This is a genomic window from Paenibacillus sp. MMS18-CY102, assembly GCF_009789195.1.
In the GTDB taxonomy this organism is placed as follows: Bacteria; Bacillota; Bacilli; order Paenibacillales; family Paenibacillaceae; genus Paenibacillus_T.
Window position 1 is genome coordinate 36,186 of the sequence record NZ_WSTC01000019.1, and the last position, 12,544, is coordinate 48,729.

Sequence of the window (12,544 nt, forward strand, 5' to 3'; positions counted from 1 at the left end):
GATATGGATTGCGAATTAAAACGGATTGAAGAAGAGATAGAACGGCTTGCAACAGAAATTATCGTTCCACTACGAGGGAAGGAAATTAATGAAACAGCCTTTCAACGACTATTCCAACTAGTCGGACTATTAATCATTTCCATTGAAGATAATGAATATGTCCTACGCAAAACAGCGGGGTTGCTATTCTTCATTTACTCGCAGTTGGAAACTCAAGAGAGTTATGCTACTGGTTCTCAAGTTGAACAAATACGCAAGAAGAAAGCAAAGTTACTGACTTTACTTCGTAAATTTTTTGGGGATGTCCATCGCCAGAACACATAGAAATTGAAGAGTTTGATAGGCACGGGGGTGAGATAAATGATTTATGATTGAAAATTCTTTTGCCGAATTACTTATAAAGATCATTATTGAAGAAATAAAATAAACAGGGTTTTGATATTTTGAAAACTAGCCTAGCGCCACATTCGAATGTGATAACTCGATGTGGCTTTTCTTGTTTGATGTAATCCGGTAAACATTCGTTAGCACGTGTATGGCGTCTTATTCCTCCAGTTAGCGGCAAGAATAACGTCGAGAAGTTCTACTATGGTGCTAACAATAATCAAATTAGGCTCATCGATCGGAACGGTTCACGGTTTAAGTACACGTACGATAGCTGCAATTTTTTGAAGAAGAAGGAAATCGTTGAAGTTAGCTGGAATTTGGCAGGCAAAAGAACCAGTCTGACGGACCAGACCGGAACAACCAGCTACGCTTACAATACTACAACTAGCCTCGAAGTAGCGAAAAGGTTTGACAGTGGATATGGTATCGTTGCAATTGATCTGAATTTAGTTAATTCCGAAAAGAAAGTGCCTATGTATGAATTTTGGGGGAGTTCTGATTATGAAGGTGAAATTGCATATGCTTATGGTGTTGCTGAACAAGAGATTTCGGTCTACAAATATATACCGTCTAGTGCGATTGTGGGGTATATTCCATGAAAAATCGAGTATATGAACTAGAAGAGCTAATTGGTGAAAAGTTGATAATTCTTCTACCAGCCCTAAAGGTAAGAAAAGAGATTTTATGGAATGAGTTTGATGATTTGTTTGTTTATTTAGAAGAAGTTAAAGAACTGACTAACGGAAAAGAAACCATTACAAGAAGTTTAGCTTATAAACTGTTTCAGTGTTATTTCGAGGTAGACAGACAGTTCAACTTGATTGAAAATGAACAAAAGAAGGATTTACAATCACGATTATTTATGAGTATTGTATCTATCCTTAATGATCATCAGTTCTATTGATTCCTGATTAACTACATGGAGTATCGCCACTTCATGTGGTTTTTTATATTTCTTCAAATATGTAATAATAATATAGTAAATTAAGGTAAATATTATGAAAATAAGTCTAAACAAAGCAGGAGGGGCGCTGTCTTGTTTGTTATCAGGTAGAACGATGAACTATAAGGGCGAAATTATGATGAATGATCAGTTGATCAAAACCGAAATGCTTCGTGAGATGGGTTGGTATATTGGAGAAGGTGTCGAAGAACGTAGGTCTTTTTTTGGTAAGGCAAAAGGAAAAACCATCACAGAGCAATTGCAGGTCAATCAGAATAAACAATATATATCAAAACAATTGATAGAAATATTTGCACTTTCTCCTTCTCGTCTTGATAGGGAGATGAAATATATAAGTAATGAGCGTTGGAATGCTTCAGCAGCAATAGGCCTGGCATCTGGTAAACGCATATTTTGCTTCCCTTGGTTGGATGACTCGGTGAATGAAATAATTAGAGCAAGACTACAACTGTGTAGTAATGTGCTTAAAAAAAATAATTGTATTTTAATCATTCCTATTCAAAGTGAATCGATCGTAGAGGGTTTTGCTGACGAGATTATATATCTGAAATGATTATGGAGGGATTCGAATGGTAGAAGAAATACCTGTAGAAGATATTATATATAGTTATTTAAGTATAGAAGAAACTTACATTCAGCCGCATAATATGAAAACACTCGAGTATCCCTTTGAAATTACATCAGACGATTATCTGAACTTTTCAAGAAACGATTTAATTTCTGGTGATATAACGGAACTTTGAATGCATTATCAAATATAAAAAGAGCATTAGAATCTCGAATAGATAGTATCCTGCATATATACGGGATTAAAAAGGTAAAACAAAAAATATATAATTTAAGTTCGTTCTCTCAGAAGGTAGATTTATTGAAAGAGCTGGGTATTGTAGCACCGGAGATTATGAAAAAGATTAACACAGTTAGGAACCGTATGGAGCATGACTATATTGAGCCAAAGCAAGATTTGGTATGTGACTTTATTTTTAAATTACTGGATTGGTCTGCAGTCTAGTTCTCCTAATAAGATTGTGGTGGTGAAATAAAGTGAGTAAACTCGTGTCGGCAAAAATTAATTGGGTTCCAACTGAGTGCGGAGGGAAAAAGAGATTTCCGTTGCGTGAATACTCAACTGCTGCACATTTTCATGCTGATGAAGCGGATAGAGACTGGAGTGTAGTACTGATCATGAGAGAACATTTAGATAATTATGAAATGATTTGTGATCTGGCTTTTTTATTTGAGGATGCAGAAAGCTCCTGCCTTATATATGTTGGCAGCACTTTTGAACTCTATGAGTCCAAGAAAGTTGCAGATGGGATCATTATTCAATGCTAGATTACGCAATAGATACTATAGAAGGATGTAAGAATCAATTGTAGCCCCGTTAATGCCGATTTATTGCTACTAATACCGTGTACAAGCGGATCGAATGTTTTGTTACCTTTCGGTGTAACGGGGACGCAATCTGTCAACAAAATGTGTTGGCCATACGAAAAGTTTAATTGTACGTCCTTAATGTTAAGCAGCGGAAAATTCAATTGAAGACGCCCCGGAAGAACGTGATGAATTAGATGCTGCAACTAATAAATTAAACTTCAAATTTCGTATTAAATTCTAGTGATGAAATTAAGATTTCAGCAGCTTGGGTCGGTAGAAAATAAGTGAATAAATAGCAAGAATAAGAGGCAGCCCCCGAAGCAAAATAGCTCGGGGGCTGTTTACTGTGGAGCAACTGTTGACTTCACAACCATTAACAGCGCAGTCTAGAGGTTTAGGTTGCAAGGTGAAGTGGAAAAGGATCACTACCATTTTCAATAGATAAAAAGTCTCTAGTATTAAGTGCTTTATTACTATTGAAAATGAATGGAGTGAGAAGAAAGAATTGAAACTCTATGAAAAGTGAAATGAATGATTGACATCTTTTTGTTTGTTTTATACTATGTTAGAAGAGATGGGAAAAACAGTAATATAAGTTAACTTCTTGGATAAGTCAAAATGATGAGAGGGTGTAATTTTAAGTAATATAGAGAGCCTAATATGAGATTGAGAGGATGAAGTATGATGAAAAAATTGAATTTGAAAGTACTAGGTATCGCGACAGCTATCTTTGCACTAGTTTCCGGAGGGGCATCTGCTGCTTCAATTAGCACAACGGAGTTTGGTACATTTACGTATACGCTGTCGAAAAGTGGTTCAACAGTGACGGCGTCGACGTCTATTACATCGTTTACCTCAACGACAAAAGTCATTACTGCGCTTGAGGTACAGGAGAATTCAACAGGTACGATGTTAGCCAAACTCACTAAAACAACTACGGGTGGAAGCAGTTCTGCAGTTAGCGCCGCTAATTTGACTTCTACGACGTTGGCAGCATTCAGCTCTCACGAAGCAAGAGGCAACTCCAGCACTGTCAAATATTTGTCCAGCACATTCTAATATAATTTATAACCCGATCCATAGCATTGTAATCGCGGCAACGAATATTACTTAATTATTGCACCGTATAGCATGACCGAGGGAGAGTAGGCCACTCCCACGGTCATGCTAGTTTTCGTAATAGAGCAGTTTACTATATTTAACAAAGGAGTAGTTATGAGGAATAATATTAAAGTGATAGCAGTTTTAGCAAGCCTATGCTTGCTGTTAGCCGGTTGCTTTGAGTCGAAAGAAACCCCCGGAAGCGATTTGCCGGACAAGCCGGGAGCGGCGGCCAAGATTTTTGAAGAAGAGGGTTCGTCTAGCGTTGGTATGGGCATGTTCAGCTTTGGCATTGTAGCGCCGAATGCAGACCGTCAAGTGTACGCGTACACGGGCCAAGATCTCCATATCCCGTTCAAAGTAACTGGATTAGACAAGGACCGAACATCTGACTTCGGATTACTAGTTTATGTGGATGGGCTTCCACAGCCATATTCGATCGAGCAAAAGGGAGGCAGTGGCGAAGAAACAGCCATTATGCATCAATTTTCCTTGAAAAATGAGGAGACGAAGGAGTTCGAGCTCGTCTTTACGCCTGTCGCGGGGAAGAAGGGCGACCGAATCGGTGTCGTGTTCGCCGCTATTTTGCAACCGGATTATAAGTCTGAGAATGCGAGCAAGCCGAATTACGGCATCTATCACAGCCTGAGCGCGACAGTGCCACAGGAGATTGTGATGCAGAGCGATGCGCCTGCCGCGAAACCGCTGCAAGCTTATACGAAAGCGGAGGTTGTGGATATTCCGCAAGCAGCCAAAGATCAAGCGGGAGTGTTCGTGACAGATGGAAGCACGGACTCTCTGGATGAGAGCGTCACGGTCGGACTGGTTCCCGAGGGCGCAGATCAATCGTATATTTCCGCTGTAAATGGCAAGGCCAAGTTCCGGTTTCAAATCTATGGCGGCGTTGAGGCGACGTATCATACGACCATATATGTGAATCACAAGCCTGTTCGAATTAATGGCTCGGATTATATCGTGACGAAAACTCCGAAAGGAAAGATGAGTACGGTCGAGATTGAACTGGATACGAGCAGTTTTGAGAAATGGAATACTGTTTATGCGGTGTCTGCTGCAGCTGGGCGGGATTATTTGACGGCTACCGACTCACCGGTCAAAACAAAGTCCATGTCTCTTCGAAATGAGTAATGGAGTTGAAGGGAGAAAAACATGAATCGAAAATGGCTTGCTTCGCTCGTTCTGCTATGCGTTGTTCTATTGCTTGCCGCCTGTTTCCAGCGAAATGAGACGAAGGTTGATGGGCAAGGAGAAGTGGCCCCAGGGCAAGGTGTTAACAAAGGCACAGAAAAATTAACCGAAGAAGGGAACACGCCCCTATATGATTTGAAATTCGACCTCGAGAAGAACAGCTTAATATTATCTGACCTAACAGCTAACCAAGAGGTGAAAACAGAGAAGTTGGATGCAAACAGCTTCGCCAAAAACATTTTCCGCATCGATAAGGGATTTGCAGTTGAAGTATTTGCTGCCGATGAGCCTGTTAAAGTATCGAAAGGTGCAGGCGTTGAGATGATTAATTATCCGCAAAATTTCACGAAAATCACCTACCGCCTGTACAGCGAGCAGTTAGAGCTTCGGAAGGAAGCCGATCTTACAAGCAAGCTTCCGGTGCAGCTGAAGGATGTGAACGCGCTAAAAGCGGTGTCGGCGGATGGCAATCGTTTTCTATGGACTAGCGTTACTGGATTATACCAATACGATGCCACTGCGGGGCAATTCAGTGAAGTGCTGAACGATGCAAACAATACGATCGTGTTCGTAAAAGCAACCTATGCCCCAGATAACAAGAGGGTTGTGTATTACGGCAGCCAGGTGGGGGATGAGGAGGATGTTCTCAGTTACGGCCTGGTCGATCTTGCGTCTAAGCAGGTTACGGTGCATAAGGAGAAGCAGTATCTAGCTAACGAAATCGCCGTATCAAACCGTTATGCGAGCATTACGGATACGATGGCGCCGCGAAGCAATACATCCAGTGGGAAAGTGCTTATGCTGGATATGGACACTGAAGATGCGTTCTCCGTTGCGGTGGACGGACTGGAGAGCGTGATGGCGAGGGTGACAGGAGATGGGAAAGCCCTGCTTGCTGTAAAAGAAGAGAAGGGCGGCAGTTACCGGATACGCCAATATGCGATTCCGAGCGGCAAGGCTGTAAAGGAAGAAACCTTCGAATTAGACAAACAGCCAAGCACGATCCGCCGTATCACGGAAACAGCTCAGCCAACTCTTTATAATTTTGTAGTACTTGATAACGACGGACAATTCAGTATTCACCCTTTTACATGCGAGGAGTAGCCTATGGAGTTGCGATTGGAGAAGATCGATAAATGTTATGGAAAGAATCAGGCGCTTAGCGAGTTCAACGCGACACTAACGGAAGGCGTTTACGGGCTGCTCGGCCCGAATGGGGCTGGCAAAACGACGCTCATCAGCATTCTGATCGGCATCATGGATGCAACCAAAGGAACAATTATGCTCGATGGGACCGATATCCGGCAGATGGGAACAAAATATTTGGAGCGAATCGGTTATTTGCCGCAATATCCGCTATTTTATAAAAATTTTCGGTGCGATGAATTTCTATCTTACATGTGCGTTCTCAAAGGGATACCGAAGAAAGAGGCCAAAGCCCGCATACAGGAAGTGCTGGAGCTCGTTAATTTAACCGATGCCAGCCGCAAAAAGGTTGGCGCGCTTTCGGGCGGCATGCGGCAACGGCTCGGCATTGCGCAGGCCATTCTAAACCGGCCGAATATTCTAGTGCTGGATGAGCCTACAGCAGGGCTTGACCCTGGTGAGCGGATCCGCTTTAGAAACATTATTTCGAGGCTGGCCAAAGACAAGCTCGTACTATTAGCGACTCATATCGTGTCGGATGTCGAATCGATTGCGAAGGAAATATTGATTTTGAAGCAAGGCCGCCTTATTATGCAAGGCTCCCCGGAAGCGCTTGAAGCGCGTGTCGAAGGTAAGGTATGGAATGTGCTTGTCGGTGAGGAAGAAGTAGAACAGTGGATAGACACCTATCAGGTGCGAAATGTAAAGCGGCAGGATAACGGGTTCCTGCTGCGTGTAGTAAGCGCAGAGCGCCCACAGGGCAATGCAGAGCCGGCTAGCGCTTCATTGGAAGATGTGTTTTTATCGATATTTCAACAAGAAAGCCAGGAGTAGCGGTTATGCTAAAGCTCATTTATTTTGAATTGCGCAAACATGTGTTGAGGCGTCAGGTGATAGCGGCAATTGCACTGCTTCTCTGTCTTAATATCGCAGTCATCTATAAAGATTATTTGTCCGGGGACGGCCTTATGGGGTATTTTATGCCGCATTCGAAGGAAACCAAGGTTGAGTGGGCGTTTTATCGCGATATGCATGCGAAGCTGGATGGGCCGATTACGGCGGAGAAGGCGAGATTCGTTACGGACGAAAATAACAGGCTGAATGCACTAGTTGCGGATAAGACGTTCAGCAGAGAGCATCAACCGGGAACTTATACAGGCTATATTTGGAACGACTATGCGATGTTTTTTAAATATTTTTATGAGCCGATGAAATATGCTGCGAAGTACGAAGTGAACATGAGCCAAACCGTCCAGAAGGCGAAAGAGAACGTTTCATTCTATAGCGATTATCACAATGCTTACGAGGTTTCCCGAAACGAATATATCGTAGACCATTATGAGGGGCGAAAGATCTCCCTCTTTTACGACGGTAAACCATGGGGGCTGATGTTTGGCTACCATTTTTCGGATCTGCTTATTATGCTGCTCCTGTTGCTTGTCCTTGTTCCGTTGTATGTTCACGAGAAGGAAACCAATATGAATGAGCTTATTCTCACTTGCAAGCGAGGGCGCAGCAATATGGGGATGGCGAAGGTGGCGGCGATGGCGCTGTTCACTGGTTTTTTGGTTGTTGCATTCGCATGTGTGAATGTGGCGGCTTTCGGCAGCCTTTATCGGCTCGGAGGTTACGATATGCCGTTGTATGCGCTAGATTCCTACCAGAATACGCCGCTGTCGATATCCGTTCTTTCCTTCTATGGTTTGTTGGTGTTGTACAAGTTCGGAGGCGCTGTTGTCATCGGGCTCTGGCTGAGCCTGCTGTCCACCTTGTTTCAACGCGTTATCTATCCCTACATGCTAAGCGTATTGCTCATTGCCGCCGGATTGTATGCTAGCGGTTTTCTGGCGTCCGTAGAGCTTGGCAAAACGATTGTTGCACTTGCGAGCCCTTTCACGCTGCTAAAAGCGGATTCGTTGCACATGGAGTTGCTTGGGATGAAGGTGGGAAATAGGTTTATCCTGAGATCCATCGCAGGGCTTGCCGTGCAGGGTTTGATTGGGACCGTGCTCTGCTTCGCAATCCGTCGATACGGTTCATCAAGAAGGGTGAAGCGCAGCAGGTTAATGAATCCAATAAAGGCAGGTGCGTAACATGTGGTCTGCCGAGTGGAAAAAACTGCTCATCAAGCAGAAGGGCTTGATCGTTATCGCTTTGATGGTCCTGCTCAAAATTGCCTTCACCGTTCAACTGGGCTACGATTCTGACATGATCATTAATAAGAACCCTGAAGGGTATGCAAGCTATATTCGTTTGTTTGAAGGGCAACTGACGGAGGAAACGGAGCAGCGGCTGAAAGAAGAATATCGTGAGGTTACTGAGGCGCCGGCCCAGTTGGAACAGCTCGCTAATCGTTGGAAGGATGGGAAGATTGATCGGGCAGCGTATGAGGAAGGCAGCAAGGCGTATTATGAAAGGATGAAGAACAGCGCTGTATTTAATGCGGTTTATAACCAATATTTTTATGCCAAGGATGCCCCCACCGAACGATATATGATGGATGACCGGGGGTGGCGCACGCTGCTTGCTGATGGAAAGCCGGATTTTATCCTTCTGTTTGGTTTAATTCTCGTATTGGTGCCACTGTTTTGTTATGAGTATGAGAGCGGGATGGACGTTTTGCTTCTGTCTAGTGCAAAAGGGAAGTATCAAGCGGGAGTGGCCAAGCTCTGTATTGGCAGCATACTGGCGGTTATTGTGACAGCGTCGTTTACGATTATCGAATGGTTATGCTTGGATGGGATGGTTGGCATGAAGCATGGCGGTTATCCGCTCCAGAGCATCGCGTTTTTCGCGAGCAGTGCGTATCATGTCACCTTGAATAACGCGTTGCTTATTATGCTGCTCTGCCAGGCGCTTGGCGCTGTGCTGCTGGCCTGTATAATTGCAGTGGCTGGCATGCTTTGCAAGAAATCCATTCTAACGTTGTTTGCCAGCAGCGCGATTATGTTTTTGCCGTATATGCTGTTCGGTGGCAAGGCAGTGCTGTATGATCTCCCATTGCCTTCAGGGCTTCTTGAAGGTTCTGGTTATTTGTGGGGGACGACGTATATTAGCGGGTTTAACGAGCAAGGGATGATGGAGAAGACTGTTCAATTTCAGGCTGTAGATAAAGGAACGTTTATTGTGCTGCTGCTCATCTACGCCTTAGAGATCGGGCTGCTGTTCCTTTATGGGCTTAAGAAGTACGCTAGGCATTCGATTTTCAAACGCCGGTTACGATGGAGAGCGATTAACGCCCTTTCAATAATAGGGTTGATGGCCGCATGCGCGGTACTGCTGTCAGGTTGCCAAGCGAGTAGAGGGGAGCGGGACAACTTTACTTTCCATGCGCGGGATGGGGCGAACAGTGGAGAAACGAATGGGTTCGACGTGAGCTTGAATGTGGAGAACAACACTATAACGGCGAAATACGTAAAAACAGGCAAGGTGCTGACACTTACGAGAGACCCATTTGAAAAGGCGGATACAATTTCGGCGCTGTTCGTTCGCGACGGCTGGTGCTACTATGCTGTGCGGGATTCAGAGGTAGAGGGCTTTCGCATCTATGGCATTGATATGAGCGATTTTAGCCAGAAGCTTATTTATAATAGCGTGAAGGAAAACCATGAGGATTTTTACGGGATGATATCCGAGCAGGAAGGGATTGAGGAGGCGTTGGCGAGGCAGGCTCGTATTGACTGCTTCTTCCTTAATCAAACATCGATTTATTATGCAACAGGACCAGATCTTGTGAGGATAAGCCGAAAATCAGGCCGGGAGACGGTTGTGGCCAGAGATGTTAAAGCAAGCTCATCACTTGCCTACCATAATGGCGACATCTATTATGTGGATTCGCAATACCGGCTTAGCCGGTATACAGAGAAAGAAGGGGAGTCGCATCCTGTGGAAGCGATCTATACAGATAGCTTTACTATTAAGGATAATAAAGTGACCTATCGAAATTTATTAAACAACAAAGAAGTCCAGACATACCGGATTGGTTAACCGGACAAGAAGAGGGTGATTTTCGGGCGATGACATGCCCGAAAATCACCCTTTTCTGCTTCCGCTGTCAATGCTTAAAATGCAGTGCTACCCGCGCTTCCCGCGCTTATCCGCCATAACCGTTAATTCATTCACGAGTGCATCCAGTTCGGCATACCCATCCACGATCTGTCCGATCTTGCCGTCCTGATGCTCCATGCTGGCGGATACCTCTTCGACCGATGCCATGTTCTCTTCCGTCGTTGCTGCGATTTGAACGACCTGAGAAGCCATGCGGCCGTATTCCTCCTGCAGTGCGGTGGAGGAGCTGTTCATTGCAGTAGATTGCTGCTTGACGATATTGGAGTTCTCGCCGACCTTCCGGATGATGTCCTCGACCTGCTGGGACGCCTCATAGCTGGCAGAGACTGCGGTTTGGCCAAGATGAATCTGCTGGCCAACCACTTCGATCTGCGTGCGGATCGCGCCGAGGATTCGGGTCACTTCATCCGTCGCGCGGCGGGAGTTGTCAGCTAGCTTGCGAACTTCGCCGGACACGACAGCAAATCCTTTGCCATGCTCGCCGGCCCGTGCGGCTTCAATTGCAGCATTAAGGGCAAGCAGGTTCGTTTGTTCCGAGATGTCGTTAATTGTGCTTACGATATCGCTGACGCGTTCGTTATGGGCGGTGAGCTGATCCATCATAACGACGGTTTCGTGGACGATAGTATGTACGACGCCCATTTCTTCGGTTAAACGCCCAATTTGGGCTGCGCCATTGGTAGACAGCATTGCGGTATCTGTCGACCGCAGCGCAAGCTCCGATGCGCTATTTACGACGGTTTGAACCGATTGTTCGATATCTTGAATCGATTCGCTGATAAGGAGGACGGTATTCGTCTGTTCCTCGATGGAACGCGTCATCTCTGCGAAGGTGGTCGTTACCTCACGCGAGATTTGGCCAGTAACTTGTACGTTCTCCTTCTGCTCGCTGCTGAACTTGTTAAGGCGCAGAATGGAGTGCTTGAGCTTATCGACGAGCTGCTCTGCCAGCTCCTTCGCCTCCAGTGCCTCTTGCTGCTCGCGTGTTACTTGGCGCTGCAGCCTTGCGCTAAAGTTGGCCGATACCGCAAGCGCGACCGTCGCGAAGATGAGGTACATGTACACGTACAGGAGTGAGTCGCTAGGGCTGAACAGCTTCGAACGCAGCGTATCGTCCATGAAGACGTAGGTGCTGACGCCCATTCCTAGCACGCCTGCTAGTATGATCGGTTTGTAGTTGGCGTAGAGTGTGATTACAGCAATGTTCACATAGACAAGAAAATATGTGCTGATGACCGGATTAGGGTCAGAGACAATTAGAATGAATGTTATCGATGTCATTACGATCGGCACGAGATACATGATGTAGGAGACGAGAATGCGCCGGTAGGTCATGAAAGTCGTGATGCCGCATGTGACTAGCCCAACACCGAGGAATAGCTCAATTAATTTCCAACTAAGCCCGGCGGCCAGATCGCCTACGAATCCAAGGGCGAGCAGCCCCCATAAAATTTTGACGAAAAGGCGGTTGCGCTTGTCCAATACGAGTTGCTCTGTATGCATATGTTCTCAACCTCGACTTCTCTGCTTAGTCTAGGATTGAACGGTTACTTGCCTGCCAATGCGTTGCCAGCTTTTGTCGGTAGGGATAGCCAGTCGTATCGATGCGCATTTTTGTAAACCTGTTCCATGTCGAATACGATTGGGACGACGAAGTCGCCTTTGTAATAGGTTTTGTCTGCAATCTGCTCCATCGGGAGGCGGAAAGAGACGCGGAGTGCTCGGGCGAATACGGGCTCAAGCAGCGTGATGAAGTAACGAAGCCCTAACTGCTCAGCGCAATGGACAGCGGTCGAGACGAGCTCGCCTGAGTAACGAAGCCCGCGAAACGGCTTGAGCAAGGCGAATTTATCCAGTTCGGCTACTTTCCCGGGATTCGCTAGAATAGCGGGATGGTCGGCGAATGGCGCAATTTCATCGATAAGGCTGCTGCCTGCCTCGTAGGGTTTAACCTCCGAGGTGCCTACATATTCTCCTTCAGGTGTGATGACGACATAACGGGCTAGCGTATGACGGGCATATTCCAATTCATATCCTTTTTCTTGCCATACGGAGACCCACACATTGTTAAACATGGTTAGGTCATGCTGGTCTTCTACTTGTCTGTACATCGGATCATTCACTCCTATTCCTATCTTTAGTTTCATTCCCCGGGACTTACTAGAATATGAATGTCCCTCCTTTGTTACTGTTAATAACACCAATCGTACCAATTATTGGGGAGAAATCAGATAGGCCATAAGTCCGATTGTTTGCTAGAGGCAAGCAGAATCGGTACACTACGCACCGTATAGA

Annotated in this window: 14 protein-coding genes; 12 read left to right on the forward strand and 2 right to left on the reverse strand. The window is 45.3% G+C overall.

From position 1 onward, the window contains the following. The first annotated feature begins 3 nt into the window (after window positions 1-3). The 12 genes from GON22_RS15435 (at window position 4) to GON22_RS15490 (ending at window position 10,168) form a co-directional block, all read left to right on the forward strand. The gene (locus tag GON22_RS15435) at window positions 4-324 is read left to right on the forward strand and encodes a hypothetical protein (protein WP_160396996.1); all 321 of its coding nucleotides are present in this window, start codon (window positions 4-6) and stop codon (window positions 322-324) included. A 344-nt stretch (window positions 325-668) separates the two neighbouring features. Beyond that, on the forward strand, window positions 669-986 hold the full coding sequence (locus GON22_RS15440) for a hypothetical protein (RefSeq protein ID WP_160396997.1): 318 nt from the start codon (window positions 669-671) through the stop codon (window positions 984-986). Next, complete coding sequence (locus tag GON22_RS15445; protein ID WP_160396998.1) at window positions 983-1,291, forward strand: hypothetical protein; 309 nt, start codon at window positions 983-985, stop codon at window positions 1,289-1,291. Before GON22_RS15440 ends, GON22_RS15445 begins: the two co-directional genes overlap by 4 nt. Window positions 1,292-1,427: 136 nt before the next feature. Continuing rightward, complete coding sequence (locus GON22_RS15450) at window positions 1,428-1,904, forward strand: hypothetical protein (RefSeq protein WP_160396999.1); 477 nt, start codon at window positions 1,428-1,430, stop codon at window positions 1,902-1,904. A 16-nt stretch (window positions 1,905-1,920) separates the two neighbouring features. Further along, on the forward strand, window positions 1,921-2,094 hold the full coding sequence (locus GON22_RS15455; protein WP_160397000.1) for a hypothetical protein: 174 nt from the start codon (window positions 1,921-1,923) through the stop codon (window positions 2,092-2,094). A gap of 301 nt (window positions 2,095-2,395) precedes the next feature. Next, window positions 2,396-2,686 carry a hypothetical protein gene (locus tag GON22_RS15460; protein ID WP_160397001.1) on the forward strand — a complete coding sequence of 97 codons (291 nt, stop codon included), beginning with the start codon at window positions 2,396-2,398 and terminating at the stop codon, window positions 2,684-2,686. 723 nt (window positions 2,687-3,409) lie between these two features. Next, window positions 3,410-3,787, forward strand: coding sequence for a hypothetical protein (locus tag GON22_RS15465; protein ID WP_237179180.1), 378 nt, complete (start codon window positions 3,410-3,412; stop codon window positions 3,785-3,787). A gap of 156 nt (window positions 3,788-3,943) precedes the next feature. After that, window positions 3,944-4,975: a hypothetical protein gene (locus tag GON22_RS15470; protein WP_160397003.1), complete on the forward strand. Its 1,032-nt coding sequence runs from the start codon at window positions 3,944-3,946 to the stop codon at window positions 4,973-4,975. 21 nt (window positions 4,976-4,996) lie between these two features. Then, complete coding sequence (locus tag GON22_RS15475; RefSeq protein WP_160397004.1) at window positions 4,997-6,139, forward strand: hypothetical protein; 1,143 nt, start codon at window positions 4,997-4,999, stop codon at window positions 6,137-6,139. A 3-nt stretch (window positions 6,140-6,142) separates the two neighbouring features. Further along, entirely contained in the window at window positions 6,143-7,015 is an 873-nt protein-coding gene (locus GON22_RS15480; RefSeq protein WP_160397005.1) for an ABC transporter ATP-binding protein, read from the forward strand. A 5-nt stretch (window positions 7,016-7,020) separates the two neighbouring features. Continuing rightward, complete coding sequence (locus GON22_RS15485) at window positions 7,021-8,274, forward strand: hypothetical protein (RefSeq protein ID WP_160397006.1); 1,254 nt, start codon at window positions 7,021-7,023, stop codon at window positions 8,272-8,274. A 1-nt stretch (window position 8,275) separates the two neighbouring features. Then, window positions 8,276-10,168 (forward strand): ABC transporter permease, encoded by a 1,893-nt coding sequence (locus GON22_RS15490; RefSeq protein ID WP_160397007.1) that lies wholly within the window; start codon window positions 8,276-8,278, stop codon window positions 10,166-10,168. 87 nt (window positions 10,169-10,255) lie between these two features. Here GON22_RS15490 and GON22_RS15495 read toward each other — a convergent pair whose 3' ends face one another. Further along, complete coding sequence (locus tag GON22_RS15495) at window positions 10,256-11,752, reverse strand: methyl-accepting chemotaxis protein (RefSeq protein ID WP_160397008.1); 1,497 nt, start codon at window positions 11,750-11,752, stop codon at window positions 10,256-10,258. A gap of 44 nt (window positions 11,753-11,796) precedes the next feature. Beyond that, complete coding sequence (locus GON22_RS15500; protein ID WP_160397009.1) at window positions 11,797-12,360, reverse strand: GNAT family N-acetyltransferase; 564 nt, start codon at window positions 12,358-12,360, stop codon at window positions 11,797-11,799. Between the last annotated feature and the right edge of the window lie 184 nt (window positions 12,361-12,544).